This is a genomic window from Pseudomonas sp. B12(2026) (assembly GCF_057767015.1).
The window spans coordinates 5,552,986-5,568,406 of the sequence record NZ_CM173430.1; the positions used below are offsets into that span (position 1 = coordinate 5,552,986).

Below are 15,421 nucleotides of genomic sequence, written 5' to 3' on the forward strand. Positions count from 1 at the left end.
CTCAAGCAAAAGCGCTGCCGGAGCATGGCACCGCTTGCAGCCTGAGGCTTATCGCTTGCAGCTTAACGTTTGGCTCCATCCGGAACGAAGACGTAACCCACGCCCCAGACGGTCTGGATGTAGCGCGGCTTGGACGGGTCGGGTTCGATCAGCCGGCGCAGGCGGGAAATCTGCACGTCGATGGAACGCTCCAGGGCGTCCCACTCGCGGCCGCGTGCCAGGTTCATCAGCTTGTCGCGGGTCAGCGGCTCGCGGGCGTGCTTCACCAGGGCCTTGAGCACGGCGAACTCGCCGGTGGTGAGCATGTGCACTTCCTCGCCCTTCTTCAGCTCGCGGGTGGCCAGGTGCAGTTCGTAGTCGCCGAAGCTGACCACTTCGTCCTCGCCCGCCGGCGCGCCCGGCACCAGCGGCGCCTGGCGGCGCAGCACGGCCTTGATCCGCGCCAGCAGCTCGCGCGGGTTGAACGGCTTGGCCAGGTAGTCGTCGGCGCCCTGCTCCAGGCCGGAGATGCGGCTGGACTCGTCGCCCTTGGCGGTGAGCATGATGATCGGGATCTGGTTGTTCGCCTCGCGCAGGCGCTTGCACGCGGAGAGGCCGTCCTCGCCCGGCATCATCAGGTCCAGCACCACCAGCTGGAACAGCTCGCGGGCCAGCAGGCGGTCCATCTGCTCGGTGTTCTCGACGGCGCGGACGCGGTAACCCTGTTCATCGAGGAAGCGTTCCAGCAGACGGCGCAGGCGCGCGTCGTCGTCGACCACGAGAATCTTTTCGCCTTCGGGCAGGGTGGCAGCGTTGCTCATGGAAACTCCCAGAATCTGATTCGGCGTGCATTATCGCCCAGCGGGCGGAGGGCACGGCCTGTCCATTGTTAGCAGATTTTTCCCCGACCGGCCGCCCACGGGGTGAAATTGTCGTGGGTATAATGCGGCGCTTTTGCGGCGGGGCGCTGTCACAGAAGCAGTCGCGGGGCCGGCACCAGCATTCCCCGCCCTCTGCTCGATATGAGCTTGTTCATGATCCCGCGCGCCGGCCCCAACGCCGTTGTGCCGACGCGCAGCAGATCATGCGCCCCGTTTTCGATTGTCTTGCCAGGTAGATTCATGGACAGCATCAACTCCCGTATCGCCGAAGAGCTTTCCGCACTGCCCTCCGGCCGCGTTCAACCGCAGCAGGTCGCCGCTGCCGTCGCACTGCTCGATGAAGGCTCCACCGTTCCCTTCATCGCCCGTTACCGCAAGGAAGTCACCGGCAGCCTGGACGACACCCAGCTGCGCCTGCTCGAAGAGCGCCTGCGCTACCTGCGCGAACTGGACGAGCGCCGCACCGCGATCCTCGCCAGCATCGAGGAACAGGGCAAGCTGACCCCCGAGCTGGCCCGCGAGATCAGGCTCGCCGACACCAAGACCCGCCTCGAAGACCTCTACCTGCCCTACAAGCAGAAGCGCCGCACCAAGGGCCAGATCGCCCTGGAAGCCGGCCTCGGCGAGCTGGCCGACGCGCTGTTCAACGACCCCGGCCTGACCCCGGAAACCGAAGCCGCGCGCTTCGTCGATGCCGAGAAGGGCTTCGCCGATACCAAGGCCGTGCTCGAAGGCGCCAAGTACATCCTCATGGAGCGCTTCGCCGAGGACGCCACCCTGCTCGACCGCCTGCGCGTGTTCCTCAAGGACAACGCCACCCTGACCGCGCGCATGGTGCCGGGCAAGGAAAGCGAAGGCGCCAAGTTCAGCGATTACTTCGAGCACGACGAGCCGCTGAAGAACGCGCCGTCGCACCGCGCACTGGCGATCTTCCGCGGTCGCAACGAAGGCGTGCTGAGCGTCGCGCTGAAGGTCGGCGAAGAGCTGCCGGGCACCGCGCACCCGTGCGAAACCATGATCGGCGAGCGCTTCGGCATCAGTAACCAGGGCCGCCCCGCCGACAAGTGGCTGAGCGAAGTGGTGCGCTGGACCTGGAAGGTCAAGCTCTACACCCACCTGGAAACCGACCTGCTGGGCGAGCTGCGCGAAGGCGCCGACGCCGAGGCGATCAACGTCTTCGCGCGCAACCTGCACGACCTGCTGCTGGCCGCCCCGGCCGGCCCGCGCGCCACCCTGGGCCTGGACCCGGGCCTGCGCACCGGCGTCAAGGTCGCCGTGGTCGATGCCACCGGCAAGCTGCTGGACACCGCCACCGTCTACCCGCACGTGCCGAAGAACCAGTGGGACCAGACCATCGCCGTGCTCGCCGCGCTGTGCGCCAAGCACCAGGTGGAACTGATCGCCATCGGCAACGGCACCGCCAGCCGCGAGACCGACAAGCTGGCCGCCGAGCTGATCAAAAAGTATCCGGCGCTCAAGTGCACCAAGATCATGGTCAGCGAAGCCGGTGCCTCGGTGTATTCGGCGTCCGAGCTGGCCGCGAAGGAATTCCCCGAGCTCGACGTGTCGCTGCGCGGTGCCGTCTCCATCGCCCGCCGCCTGCAGGACCCGCTGGCCGAGCTGGTGAAGATCGAGCCGAAGTCCATCGGCGTCGGCCAGTACCAGCACGACGTCTCCCAGCTGCAGCTGGCGCGCAGCCTGGACGCGGTGGTGGAAGACTGCGTGAACGCCGTCGGCGTGGACGTCAACACCGCCTCCGCCGCCCTGCTGGCGCGCATCTCCGGCCTCAACAGCACCCTGGCGCAGAACATCGTCGCGCACCGCGACGCCAACGGCGCCTTCAGGACCCGCGACGACCTGCGCAAGGTCAGCCGCCTGGGCGACAAGACCTTCGAGCAGGCCGCCGGCTTCCTCCGCGTGATGAACGGCGACAACCCGCTGGACGCCTCCGCGGTGCACCCGGAAACCTACCCGCTGGTGCAGCGCATCGCGGAAGGCACCGGCCGCGACGTGCGCTCGCTGATCGGCGACTCGGGCTTCTTGAAGCGCCTGGACCCGAAGAAGTTCACCGACGAGCAGTTCGGCCTGCCCACCGTCACCGACATCCTCAAGGAACTCGACAAGCCCGGCCGCGACCCGCGCCCGGAGTTCAAGACCGCCGAGTTCCAGGACGGCGTCGAGAGCCTCAAGGACCTCAAGCCCGGCATGGTGCTCGAAGGCGTGGTGACCAACGTCACCAACTTCGGCGCCTTCGTCGACATCGGCGTCCACCAGGACGGCCTGGTGCACATCTCCGCGCTGTCGGAGAAGTTCGTCAAGGACCCGTACGAAGTGGTCAAGGCCGGCGACATCGTCAAGGTCAAGGTCATGGAAGTGGACATCCCGCGCAACCGTGTCGGCCTGTCCATGCGCATGGGCGACACCCCCGGCGAGAAGGTCGAAGGCCCGCGTGGCGGCGGTCGTCCGCAGGGTGGCCAGCGCGCCGAGCGCGGCGCCCCGCGCCAGCAGGAGAAGGCCCCGGCGAACAACGCCATGGCCTCGCTGTTCGCCAACGCCAAGCAACTGAAGAAGAAGTGAGGAAGGCCCGATGAGCGAGATACCCAGCCGCGACACGCTGATCAGCGCCTTCAGCGACATGGTCGGCCTGGAGCCGGTCAGCATCGGCGACGGCGTGGCGGAGGTGAGCCTGCGGATGGGCGAGCACCTGCGCAACCGCGGCAACATGATGCACGGCGGCGCGCTGTTCTCGCTGATGGACGTGACCATGGGCCTGGCCTGCTCCGGCGCCCATGGCTTCGACCGGCAGAGCGTGACCCTGGAGTGCAAGATCAACTACATCCGCGCGGTCGCCGAGGGCGAAGTGCGCTGTGTGGCCAGGGTCCTGCACGCCGGGCGCCGCTCACTGGTGGTCGAGGCCGACATCCACCAGGGCGACAAGCTGGTCGCGAAGGGACAAGGCACCTTCGCCCAGCTGTAACCCGCGCCTCCGCATCCGACCTATGCTGTACGCCGGAGCCCGCGGATGGCGGGCGCCGGCGCACCTTTCGCCCAGCCAGGCGACCACGCCGGTGGTGTTCTCCCCTTGTAGACCGACCAGTCCACCCCCATAGTGGGGCGACTGCCGTGTGAAGGACTTCCAACTTGAGCGACCAACTCTCCCGCCGCCTGACGCTGCTCGGCGATGCCGCCAACCTGTCCCTGCTCACCCAATGCCTGCACGGTATCGAGCGCGAATGCCTGCGCGTCGACGAGCACGGCAAGCTGGCGCTGACCCCGCATCCGCGCGCCCTGGGCTCGGCCCTGACCAACCCGCAGATCACCACGGACTATTCCGAATCGCTGCTGGAATTCATCACGCCGACCGCCAACAGCGTCGAGAAGACCCTGGAGGACCTGGGCGAGATCCACCGCTTCGCCTACGACAAGCTCGACGGCGAATACCTGTGGAGCCCGTCGATGCCCTGCGAACTGCCGGACGAGGAGAGCATCCCGATCGCCCGCTACGGCAGCTCGCACATCGGCCGCCTGAAGTACGTCTACCGCAAGGGCCTGGCGCTGCGCTACGGCAAGACCATGCAATGCATCGCCGGCATCCACTACAACTTCTCCCTGCCCGAAGGGCTGTGGGAACTGCTGCGCCAGGCCGAAGGCAGCGAGAAGAGCGCGCGGGACTTCCAGTCGCACCGCTACATCGCGATGATCCGCAACTTCCGCCGCTACAGCTGGCTGCTGATGTACCTGTTCGGCGCCTCCCCGGCGCTGGACGCCGGCTTCCTGCGCGGCCGCCCGCACGGTCTGGAAGCCTTCGACGAACACACCCTCTACCTGCCCTACGCCACCAGCCTGCGGATGAGCGACCTGGGCTACCAGAACAACGCCCAGGCCGGCCTCACGCCCTGCTACAACGACCTCGACAGCTACATCGACAGCCTGCGCCGCGCGGTGAGCACGCCCTACGCGCCGTACGAGAAGATCGGCACCAAGGTCAACGGCGAGTGGATGCAGCTCAACACCAACATCCTGCAGATCGAGAACGAGTACTACTCGACCATCCGCCCCAAGCGCATCACCTACACCGGCGAGCGCCCGATCCAGGCGCTGATCGCCCGTGGCGTGCAGTACGTCGAGGCGCGCTGCCTGGACATCAACCCCTTCCTGCCGCTGGGCATCGACGTCGCCGAAGCGCGCTTCCTCGACGCCTTCCTGCTCTACTGCGCGCTCTCCGACAGCCCGCCGCTGGGCGGCTGCGAGTGCGGCGCGGCCACCAGCAACTTCCACAAGGTGGTCAAGGAAGGCCGTCGCCCCGGCCTGAAACTGGAGCGCGGCGGCCAGCAGATCGAAATGAAGGACTGGGCCACTGCCCTGCTCGACGGCATCGCGCCGATCATCGAACTGCTCGACCGCGCCCGTGGCGGCAGCCTGCACGCCGAGAGCCTGGCGCAGCAGCGCGCCAAGCTCGCCGACGCCAGCCTGACGCCCTCGGCGCAAGTCCTGGCGGAAATGCGCGAGCGCGGCGAGAGCTTCGAAGCCTTCGCCCTGCGCCACAGCCGCGAGCACGCCGCCACCCTGCGCGCGCAACCGCTGTCCAGCGGGGAGCGGGCGCGCTTCGAGCAGATGGTCAACCAGTCGCTGGAGGAACAGGCGGAACTGGAAGAGCAGCCCGAAGGCGATTTCGACACCTTCGTCGCCGCCTACCAGGCCAGCATCCTCGGACTGCTCAGCGTCTGACCCGAGCCGGCGGCGACACCCGGTCGCCGCCGCTGCGCGACATCAGAGCGTCTTCTCGAACACCTGCGAATTGCGCTGGTAGTTGTACAGCGACGCGCGCGCCGCCGGCAGGCGTTCCACGCTGCTGGGCTGGAAGCCGCGCTCGCGGAACCAGTGGGCGGTGCGGGTGGTGAGCACGTAGAGGGTCTTCAGCCCCAGGTTGCGCGCGCGCTGCTCGATGCGTTCGAGCAGCTCGTCGCCACGTCCGCCGTGGCGGTATTCCGGGTTCACCGCCAGGCAGGCCAGCTCGGCGGCATCGGAATCGGCGATGGGATAGAGCGCCGCGCAGGCGATGATCAGCCCCTCGCGCTCGACGATGCTGAACTGCTCGATCTCGCGCTCCAGCACCTCGCGCGAGCGGCGCACCAGGATGCCCTGCTCTTCCAGCGGACGGATCAGTTCCAGCAGGCCGCCGACGTCCTCGATGCCCGCCTCGCGCAGCTGTTCGAACTGCTCCTGGGCCACCAGGGTGCCGTTGCCGGTGCGGGTGAACAGCTCGGAGAGCAGCGCGCCGTTCTCGGTGAAGCTGACGATGTGGCTGCGCCGCACGCCCGCGCGGCAGGCCTGGGCGGCGGCGTCGAGCAGCTCGCCCTGGTAGCTCGCGCCGAGGCGCTCCAGGTGCGCCGGCACCTGCTGCGGACGCAGCTCGCGCACCAGCTTGCCGGTATCGTCCAGCAGGCCGCGCTCGGCGCCGTAGAGGATCAGCTTGTCGGCGCCCAGGTCGATGGCCGCGCGCATGGCCACGTCCTCGCAGGCGAGGTTGAAGATTTCCCCGGTGGGCGAATAGCCCAGCGGCGAGAGCAGCACGATGCTGCGCTCGTCGAGCTGGCGGTTGATGCCCTTGCGGTCGATCCGGCGGACTTCGCCGGTGTGGTGGTAATCGATGCCGTCGACCACGCCGATCGGCCGCGCGGTGACGAAGTTGCCGGCGGTCACCCGCAGGCGCGAGCCCTGCATGGGCGAGGCGGCCATGTCCATCGACAGGCGCGCCTCGATGGCGATGCGCAGGTTGCCCACCGCATCGATCACGCATTCCAGGGTCGGCGCATCGCTGACCCGCAGCCCGCGGTGGAAGCGCGGCGCCAGCCCGCGCGAGGCCAGGCGCGCCTCGATCTGCGGGCGCGAACCGTGCACCAGCACCAGGCGCACGCCCAGACTGTGCAGCAGCACCAGGTCGTGGACGATGTTGCCGAAATTGGAGTCTTCGATGCCTTCGCCGGGGAGCATCACCACGAAGGTGCAGTCCCGGTGCGAGTTGATGTAGGGCGAGGCGTGGCGCAGCCAGTTGACGTAGTCGTGCATTGCTTGAAAAGCCTGTCGTGCGGGTGGGCGGAAGTCTGTCGAATGCGGCCGGGGGCCGGGCGGCGCGGTTATCGTCGTCGCAGGAACATCGACAGGCTTCTCCTCTACAGTACGTTAGGCCCTGTTTCGGGCGTTATACAGGCAAGTGTCACAAACAATAGTGGCGGATCAGGCCGCGCAGCAATTCCACGGTCGGCTCGATGCGCTCGAGGGCGAGATACTCGTCCGGCTGGTGGGCGCAGGCGATGTCGCCGGGGCCGAGCACCAGGGTCTGGCAGCCGAGCTGCTGAAGATACGGCGCTTCGGTGCCAAAGGCTACCGCTTCCGCGCGATGCCCGGTCAGACTTTCGGCGAACCGCACCAGCTCGCTGTCGGCGGCCTCCTCGAAAGCCGGCACGGCGGGGGACAGCGGGCGGTAGTCGAGCCGCACCGCGTGGCGCTCGGCGACCGGCCGCAGGCGTTCGCGGATCGCCTGGCGCAGCGCCTCCGGCTGCATGCCGGGCAGCGGGCGCAGGTCGAACTCCAGGGCGCACTGGCCGCAGATGCGGTTGGGATTGTCGCCGCCGTGGATGCAGCCGAGGTTGAGCGTCGGCTGCGGCACGCTGAACTGCGGGTTGGCGAACTCGCGCTGCCACTCGCCGCGCAGCGCCAGCAGTTCACCGATGGCGGCGTGCATGGCTTCCAGCGCGCTATGCCCCAGGCCCGGGTCGGAGGAGTGGCCGCTCTGCCCGAGGATGTCGATGCGCTCCATCATCACGCCCTTGTGCAGGCGGATCGGCCGCAGCCCGGTCGGCTCGCCGATCACCGCCGCGCGGCCCAGCGTGCGCCCGCTGCCGGCCAGCGCGCGGGCGCCGGCCATGGAGCTTTCCTCGTCGCAGGTGGCGAGCAGGATCAGCGGCTGCTTCAGCGGCGGGCCGAGCAACGGCAGCAGCGCCTCGATGGCCAGGGCGAAGAAGCCCTTCATGTCGCAGGCGCCCAGGCCGAACCAGCGCCCGTCGCGCTCGTCCAGGCGCAGCGGATCGCTGCTCCACAGGGCTTCGTCACAGGGCACGGTGTCGGTGTGCCCGGCCAGCACCAGGCCGCCGGGGCCGCTGCCGAGCACGGCGATCAGGTTGAACTTGCCCGGTGAAACTTCCTGCAGCTCGCAGGTGAAGCCCAGGTCGTCCAGCCAGCCGGCCAGCCGCTCGATCACCGGCAGGTTCGACTGGTCCAGGGCGGCCTGGGTGCAGCTCACCGACGGCAGGGCGATCAGCTCGGCGAAGCGTTGTTTCAGGGGCGGCAGCGGCATGGTGTCCTCCGGGGGCGTCGTCCCCACTATGGACCATGCCGGCCTGCGGTAAAACCTCGCGCCGCCCGGCAGCCGCGCCGAACTCCCTGTAGACTGCACAGCCTTGATGTCTTTTCCGCGCCCGCCGGCCTTCCGCCGGACGGGCGCAGCCGCTCTGACCCGGACACCGCCATGCAGAAAGAAACCGAAATCAAACTGCGCGCCAGCCGCGAAACCCTCGACGCCCTGCGCGATCACCCGGCGCTGAAGAAGCGCAACAAGTCCGGTTGGGAACCCCGCGAGCTGTTCAACCAGTACTACGACACGCCGACCCGCGAACTGGCCCGCGCCCGCGTCGCGCTGCGCATGCGCCGCGACGGCGAGCAGTTCATCCAGACCCTGAAGACCCGCGGCCAGAGCGTCGCCGGGCTGTCCGAGCGCAACGAGTGGGACTGGTACCTGGAGAAGAACAAGCTCGACCTGAAGAAGCTCGACGACCAGTGCTGGCCGGCCGCCCTGGCCGACCTGGACAAGAAGCAGCTCAAGCCGATCTTCAGCACCGACTTCACCCGCCAGCGCGCCGAGATCGCCTGGGGTCGCGGCAAGGCCAAGGTGGTCATCGAGGCCGCGCTGGACCTGGGCAAGGTGATCGCCGGCAAGCAGGAAGAGGAAATCTGCGAGCTGGAACTGGAACTGCGCCAGGGCGAACCCGCCGCGCTGCTGGAGCTGGCCCTCGAACTGGCCGCCGACCTGCCGCTGATGCCCTGCGACATCAGCAAGGCCGAGCGCGGCTACCGGCTGTTCGACCCGTCCAGCTACAGCATCCAGCCCGACACCCAGAAGCTGCTGGCGGAAACCCCGCTCGACGGCGCCTTCGCCGCGCTGGCCTGGGCGCTGCTGGGCAGCAGCCAGCGCCTGGCCGAGCAATACCGCTTCAACGGCCACTGGCGCCTGCTGGAAGACTGGCTGCGCCAGCTGATGGACCTGCGCGCCCTGCTTGGCAGCCTCGGCCAGGCCGTGCCGCGCGCCAGCACCCGCGAGCTGCGCGGCGCCCTCGATGCGCTGATCGCCGACTGGCTGCCGCGCATCGAACAGGGCCGCGACGACGAAGCCGTGCGCCAACAGGCACCGGAAGCCTTCCGCACGGAACTGGCCAACACCCGCTGGGGTCAGTTCTCCCTGAACACCTCGCGCTGGCTGCTGGCCAAGGCCTGGACCGAAGGCCGCAACGAGCGCGCCAACCGCCTGGGCGGCGCCGCGTTCGGCAAGTGGCTGCAGCGCATGCTCGCCGAAGAGGCCCAGGCCATGCCGCTGCAACGCGCCCAGCAACTGCCCGAGGTGCTCGCCGACCAGTTGCCGCGCCTGCAGCGCATGCTGGTCTGGCTGCGCCCGGCGCGCGGTGTGCTGGAGCTGCCGGAAACCGACCGCCTGTACGGCGAGCTGGCCAAGCTGGAAGAGCTGCTGGCCAGCCCGGAGGCCGAGGGTCGCCTGGATGCCCTGGCGGCCCAGGCCCATACTGTGCTCACCCTCAAGCCGTGGAAGGCGCTTTTGAAATAAGCTCGGGCAGCTTTGCGTAGGAACGAGCTTGCTCGCGAACCAGGCCCGACACCGTGCCAACCCGGTTCGCGAGCAACGACCAGGCGTCCCCTCGGTCCTGCATGAGCCCCGCCCTTGCCCGTCGCCCACGCCACGACCAACAGGAGTCCCGATGTCCGCCTTTGCCCCATCCGCCCAGGACCGCTTGCTCGATCTGGGCGACATTCTGCGCGAACTGGTGAGCCAGGGCCGCGTGGCCCAGGATGACGCCGAGCAGTGCCTGGCCATCCGCCGCAGCGCGGTGAACAACCAGCAGCACCCGCTGGAATTCCTCGCCGCGCAGCAGGTCGAGGACCGCCAGCGCAGCGGCCGCAAGCTCGACCTCGACACCCTGGTGCACTGGCTGTCGGACTACTCGGGGCAACCCTACCTGCGCATCGACCCGCTGAAGATCGACGTCGCCGCGGTCACCCCGCTGATGTCCTACGCCTTCGCCCAGCGCCACCAGATCCTCGCGGTGGCAGTGGCGCCGGACGAAGTCACCATCGCCAGCGCGCAGCCCTTCGTGCAGGCCTGGGAAAGCAACCTGATCCACGTCCTCAAGCGCCCGATCAAGCGCGTGGTCGCCAGCCCCGCCGACATCCAGCGCTTCACCGTGGAGTTCTACCGGCTGGCCAAGTCGGTCAGCGGGGCGACCGCCAAGGACCAGAAGATCAGCGGCGTGGGCAACTTCGAGCAGTTGCTCAACCTCGGCGCTGCGGACCAGGAGCCCGACGCCAACGACGCGCACATCGTCACCATCGTCGACTGGCTGTTCCAGTACGCCTTCCAGCAGCGCGCCAGCGATATCCACATCGAGCCGCGCCGCGACCAGGGCACGGTGCGCTTCCGCATCGACGGCGTGCTGCACAACGTCTACCAGTTCCCGCCGCAGGTCGCGATGGCGGTGGTCAGCCGCCTCAAGTCCCTGGGCCGGATGAACGTCGCCGAGAAGCGCAAGCCGCAGGACGGCCGGGTGAAGACCAAGACCCCGGACGGCGCCGAGGTGGAGCTGCGCCTGTCGACGCTGCCCACGGCGTTCGGCGAGAAGATGGTGATGCGTATCTTCGACCCCGAGGTGCTGCTCAAGACCTTCGACCAGCTCGGCTTCTCGCCGGACGACCTGCGCCGCTGGGAGAGCATGACCGGCCAGCCCAACGGCATCATCCTGGTCACCGGCCCCACCGGTTCGGGCAAGACCACCACGCTCTACACCACGCTCAAGCAGCTGGCCACCGACGAGGTGAACGTCTGCACCATCGAGGACCCGATCGAGATGATCGAGCCCTCGTTCAACCAGATGCAGGTGCAGCACAACATCGACCTGACCTTCGCCAGCGGCGTGCGCGCCCTGCTGCGCCAGGACCCGGACATCATCATGGTCGGCGAGATCCGCGACCTGGAGACCGCCGAGATGGCGATCCAGGCGGCGCTCACCGGCCACCTGGTGCTCTCCACCCTGCACACCAACGACTCGCCTACCGCCATCACCCGCCTGCTGGAACTGGGCGTGCCCTACTACCTGATCCGCGCCACCGTGCTCGGCGTCATGGCCCAGCGCCTGGTCCGCACCCTCTGCCCGCACTGCAAGGCGCCGATGGAGCTGGACGAGTCGGACTGGCAGGAACTGACCCGGCCGTGGAACGCCCCGCTGCCGACCAACGCCCACCGCGCCGTCGGCTGCCTGGAGTGCCGCGACACCGGCTACCGCGGCCGCGCCGGCGTCTACGAGATCATGCTGCTGAGCGAAACCGTGAAGGAGCAGATCAGCGCCGACACCGACCTGATCCCGCTGCGCCGCCAGGCCTTCAAGGAAGGCATGCGCAGCCTGCGCCTGTCCGGCGCGCAGAAGGTCGCCGCCGGGCTGACCACCATCGAGGAGGTGCTGCGGGTCACGCCGCAGAGCGAGCAGAAGTAAGCGCCGGGCAGGACGGCGTGCGGCTCCCGATGGAGCTGGCCGGAGTCGCCGGAGCCTCCCGCAGGCGTTGATTCATCCGCGATCGGCTGCGCCCGGGAGCATCGCGGACGGAGTCCGCTCCTGCGAAAAGCCGCCAATGAAAAAGCCCGCCAATCGGCGGGCTCTTTCATTCAGGCGATGCTCAGTTCGCCGCCGGCTGCGCCGGTGCGCGGCGGTAGGCCCAGATCATCAGCGCGATGCCGCCGAGGACCATCGGCACGCACAGCAGCTGGCCCATGGTCAGCCAGCCCCAGGCCAGGTAGCCCAGCTGGGCGTCCGGCACGCGGACGAACTCGACGATGAAGCGGAAGATGCCGTAGCACAGCACGAACAGGCCGGAGACCGAGGCGGTCGGACGCGGCTTGCGGGTGAACAGCCAGAGCACGGCGAACAGCGCCACGCCTTCCAGGGCGAACTGGTACAGCTGCGACGGATGGCGCGGCTCCGGGCCGCCGGTGGGGAAGATCATCGCCCAGGGCACGTCGGTCACCTTGCCCCACAGCTCGCCGTTGATGAAGTTGCCGATACGCCCGGCACCCAGGCCGATCGGCACCAGCGGCGCGATGAAATCCATCAGCTGGAAGAAGCTCTTGTGATTGCGCTTGCCGAACCACCAGGTCGCCAGCATCACGCCGATCAGGCCGCCGTGGAACGACATGCCGCCCTTCCACACCTCGAAGATCAGCGTCGGATTGGCGATGTATTCCTCCAGGTTGTAGAACAGCACGTAGCCCAGGCGACCGCCCAGCACCACGCCGCAGGCCACCCAGAACACCAGGTCGGAGAGCTTCTCCTTGGTCCAGGCCGGATCGAACTGCGCGAGCTTGCGCGACGCCAGCAGCCAGGCGCCGCCGATGCCGATCAGGTACATCAGGCCGTACCAGTGGATTTTCAGCGGCCCGAGCGCTACCGCAACCGGGTCGATCTGTGGATAAGGCAGCATCCGCTTCTCCTAGCAAAAACTCAGATCAGGAAACTCAAGCCCACGCTGAACAGCAGCAGGGCGAACAGGCGCTTCAGGACTTTCGCCGGCAGGCGGTGCGCCAGCCGCGCCCCGATGCGCGCGAAGAACATGCTGGTCACGGCGATGCCCAGCAGCGCCGGCAGGTAGACGAAGCCGACGCTCATTTCCGGCAACTGGGCGTTGTGCCAGCCGACGGCGATGAACGATATCGCACCGGCGATGGCGATCGGCAGCCCGCAGGCGGCGGAAGTCGCCACCGCCTGCTGCATGGAGACGCCGCGCCAGGACAGGAAAGGCACGGTCAGCGAGCCGCCGCCGATGCCGAAGATCGCCGAGGCCCAGCCGATCACCACGCCGGCGAGACCCAGGCCGGTGCGCCCGGGTGGGGTGCCGTCGCCCTTGGGCTGCAGGCCGAGCGCCATCTGGATCGACACCAGGATGGCGAACACACCGATGATCTTCTGCAGCACCGGCCCCTGGATCTTCGACGCGGTGATCGCGCCCAGCGCGCTGCCAAGCAGGATGCCGACGGTCATCCAGACGAACAGCGGCCAGCGCACCGCGCCACGGCGGTGATGCTCGAGAATCGAATTGGCCGAGGTGAAGACGATGGTCGCCAGCGAGGTGCCGACCGCCATCTGCGTCAGCACCTCGGGCGAGAAGCCGTGGGCGGTGAAGCTGAAGACCAGCACCGGAACGATGATCAGCCCACCGCCGACGCCGAACAGACCCGCCAGCACGCCGGCACAGGCGCCCAGCACCAGGTAGAGCACGAACTCCATGGGCAACCTTCCGTGAACAAAGCGGGCATGGTAGCCGATGCCTCCCGGGCGCTCCAGCCACTCCGGGACATCGGCGGATGTTGATAGACTGCCGACACACCACGGAGTTCGCCCCATGTGCCTGATCGTCTTCGCCTGGCGCCCCGAGCACGCCACGCCGCTGATCGTCGCGGCCAACCGCGACGAGTTCTACGCCCGCCCCACCCTGCCGCTGGCGGCGTGGGAGGATTTTCCCGGCCTGTACGCCGGCCGCGACCTGGAGGCCGGCGGCACCTGGATGGGCGTCGCTCCCGGCGGGCGCTTCGCCGCGCTGACCAACGTCCGTGATCCCGGCCAGCCGCTGGGGCCGCGCTCGCGGGGCGAGCTGGTCGCCGCCTTCCTGCAGGGCCGGCAGGCGCCGCTGGAGTACCTGCAGCAGGTCGCACGCCGCGCCAGCGACTACAGCGGCTTCAACCTGCTGGTCGGGAATGCGCAGCAGCTCTGCTACTTCAACCCGCGCGTCGGCCCGCCGACGGCCGTGGCGCCCGGTGTGCACGGCCTGTCCAATGCCGCGCTGGACACGCCCTGGCCGAAGCTGCTCAGGGCCCGCACGTCCCTGGAGACACAGCTGGAACGGCCGGATGCCGGAACGCTGGTCGATCTGCTGGCCGACGGGCACCAGGCCGGCGACGCGGAGCTGCCCGAAACCGGCGTCGGCCTGGCCACCGAGAAGCTGCTGTCGAGCGTGTTCATCGCCAGCCCGAACTACGGCACCCGCGCCAGCACGGCGCTGATCGTCCACGCGGACGGCCGCCGCGAGCTGCTGGAGCGCAGCTTCGGCCCCAGCGGCGCGCGCCTGGGCGATGTGCGTCTGAGCCTCTAGCAGGTCACGATGCAGTCGCGCTGCTGCTTGGCGCGGTAGAGCCCGTCGTCCAGCCGGCGCAGCAGCAGCATCAGGTCCTCCGCGGGGCGCATGGCGGTGACCGCGAAGCTGGCGGTCAGTTGCACCGGCAGCGAGGTGTCCGCGCGGCGCAGGCTCAGGCGCAGCCGTTCGGCCAGTTCCCGCGCCTCTTCGCAGCTGGTTTCCGGCAGCAGCACGATGAACTCCTCGCCGCCCCAGCGGGCGAAGCAGTCTTCCTCGCGCAGCCGCCGCCGCACGGTTTCCGCCACGGCCACCAATACCCGGTCGCCGGCCGGATGGCCGAGGCTGTCGTTGATGCGCTTGAAGTGGTCGAGGTCGAACATCATCAGCGCGCAGGCATGGCCGTGGCGCTGCAGGCGCTGCCACTCGGCGTGCATCTGCTGTTCGAAGCGGCGGCGGTTGGCGATCTGCGTCAGCGGGTCGATCTCGGAGAGGCGCAGCGCTATCGCGGCCTGCTCGGCGAGCGCCTGGTTGGCCCGGCGCAACGCCTCGGTGCGCGCCTCCACCAGCGCTTCCAGCTGCTGGTTGAGTTCCTGCAGTTCGAGGTTCTTCTGCTGCAGCGCCAGCTCGGCCAGCTTGCGCTCGTGGATATTGCGGTGCGCACCGATCATCCGGGTCGCCCGACCGGCCTCGTCGAACTCGACGAAGCGGCCGTGATCGCTGACCCACAGGTAGCCGCCATCGCGGCAGCGGCAGCGGTATTCCTCGGCGTACCACGCGCTGCGTCCCTCGATGTAGGCATTGAAGCCGTCCATCACCCGCTGGAAGTCTTCCGGGTGGATCACTTCATGCCAGGTGGCGACGTTTTCCGGCAGGCTGTCCGCGCCGTAGCCGAGCATGGTGTACCAGCCGGGACTGCGGCTGACGTGGTTGCTGCGGATGTGCCAGTCCCAGATGCCATCGCTGACGATGTCCAGCGCATAGCGCAAGGTGCGGGCGCTTTCGTAGGGGTCTGTGCCGGGGCCGACGTCGAGCTCTTCCATAAGCTTCGCCTTGGCCGGCGCGCCGGCCTCACCGTCTTCGAGCCCCGGTCATGCACGGATCCG

General features: G+C 68.5%; 12 protein-coding genes. 6 read left to right on the forward strand and 6 right to left on the reverse strand.

Annotated elements, in window-relative coordinates; translation table 11 throughout:
* Positions 1-62: 62 nt before the first annotated feature.
* Complete coding sequence (gene ompR / locus AC3B6A_RS25775) at positions 63-800, reverse strand: osmolarity response regulator transcription factor OmpR (RefSeq protein ID WP_488399932.1); 738 nt, start codon at positions 798-800, stop codon at positions 63-65.
* 300 nt (positions 801-1,100) lie between these two features.
* Between ompR and AC3B6A_RS25780 the strand changes: the two genes are divergently transcribed.
* From AC3B6A_RS25780 to gshA, 3 genes are all read left to right on the forward strand, one after another.
* Positions 1,101-3,437, forward strand: a complete 2,337-nt coding sequence (locus tag AC3B6A_RS25780; RefSeq protein WP_488399933.1) for a Tex family protein — start codon at positions 1,101-1,103, stop codon at positions 3,435-3,437.
* Between the two features lie 10 nt (positions 3,438-3,447).
* Positions 3,448-3,837, forward strand: coding sequence for a PaaI family thioesterase (locus AC3B6A_RS25785; RefSeq protein WP_488399934.1), 390 nt, complete (start codon positions 3,448-3,450; stop codon positions 3,835-3,837).
* A gap of 164 nt (positions 3,838-4,001) precedes the next feature.
* Positions 4,002-5,588 carry a glutamate--cysteine ligase gene (gene gshA / locus AC3B6A_RS25790; protein ID WP_488399935.1) on the forward strand — a complete coding sequence of 529 codons (1,587 nt, stop codon included), beginning with the start codon at positions 4,002-4,004 and terminating at the stop codon, positions 5,586-5,588.
* Between the two features lie 42 nt (positions 5,589-5,630).
* Here gshA and argA read toward each other — a convergent pair whose 3' ends face one another.
* Together argA and argE are read right to left on the reverse strand one after the other, a co-directional pair.
* On the reverse strand, positions 5,631-6,929 hold the full coding sequence (argA, locus tag AC3B6A_RS25795; RefSeq protein ID WP_488399936.1) for an amino-acid N-acetyltransferase: 1,299 nt from the start codon (positions 6,927-6,929) through the stop codon (positions 5,631-5,633).
* A 148-nt stretch (positions 6,930-7,077) separates the two neighbouring features.
* Entirely contained in the window at positions 7,078-8,217 is a 1,140-nt protein-coding gene (argE, locus tag AC3B6A_RS25800; RefSeq protein WP_488399937.1) for an acetylornithine deacetylase, read from the reverse strand.
* Positions 8,218-8,388: 171 nt separating this feature from the next.
* On the opposite strand from argE, the gene AC3B6A_RS25805 reads away from it, so the two are divergent.
* Together AC3B6A_RS25805 and tfpB are read left to right on the forward strand one after the other, a co-directional pair.
* Positions 8,389-9,753: a CYTH domain-containing protein gene (locus AC3B6A_RS25805; protein WP_488399938.1), complete on the forward strand. Its 1,365-nt coding sequence runs from the start codon at positions 8,389-8,391 to the stop codon at positions 9,751-9,753.
* A gap of 151 nt (positions 9,754-9,904) precedes the next feature.
* Positions 9,905-11,689: a type IV pilus assembly ATPase TfpB gene (tfpB, locus tag AC3B6A_RS25810; RefSeq protein WP_488399939.1), complete on the forward strand. Its 1,785-nt coding sequence runs from the start codon at positions 9,905-9,907 to the stop codon at positions 11,687-11,689.
* A 181-nt stretch (positions 11,690-11,870) separates the two neighbouring features.
* Here the strand turns inward: tfpB and lgt are convergent, their stop codons facing one another.
* Complete coding sequence (lgt, locus tag AC3B6A_RS25815; RefSeq protein WP_488399940.1) at positions 11,871-12,671, reverse strand: prolipoprotein diacylglyceryl transferase; 801 nt, start codon at positions 12,669-12,671, stop codon at positions 11,871-11,873.
* Between the two features lie 20 nt (positions 12,672-12,691).
* Positions 12,692-13,474, reverse strand: coding sequence for a sulfite exporter TauE/SafE family protein (locus AC3B6A_RS25820; protein ID WP_488399941.1), 783 nt, complete (start codon positions 13,472-13,474; stop codon positions 12,692-12,694).
* Between the two features lie 115 nt (positions 13,475-13,589).
* Between AC3B6A_RS25820 and AC3B6A_RS25825 the strand changes: the two genes are divergently transcribed.
* Positions 13,590-14,336 carry an NRDE family protein gene (locus AC3B6A_RS25825; protein WP_488399942.1) on the forward strand — a complete coding sequence of 249 codons (747 nt, stop codon included), beginning with the start codon at positions 13,590-13,592 and terminating at the stop codon, positions 14,334-14,336.
* Here the strand turns inward: AC3B6A_RS25825 and AC3B6A_RS25830 are convergent.
* The gene (locus AC3B6A_RS25830) at positions 14,333-15,358 is read right to left on the reverse strand and encodes a GGDEF domain-containing protein (RefSeq protein WP_488399943.1); all 1,026 of its coding nucleotides are present in this window, start codon (positions 15,356-15,358) and stop codon (positions 14,333-14,335) included. The genes AC3B6A_RS25825 and AC3B6A_RS25830 overlap by 4 nt on opposite strands.
* Positions 15,359-15,421 lie beyond the last annotated feature (63 nt).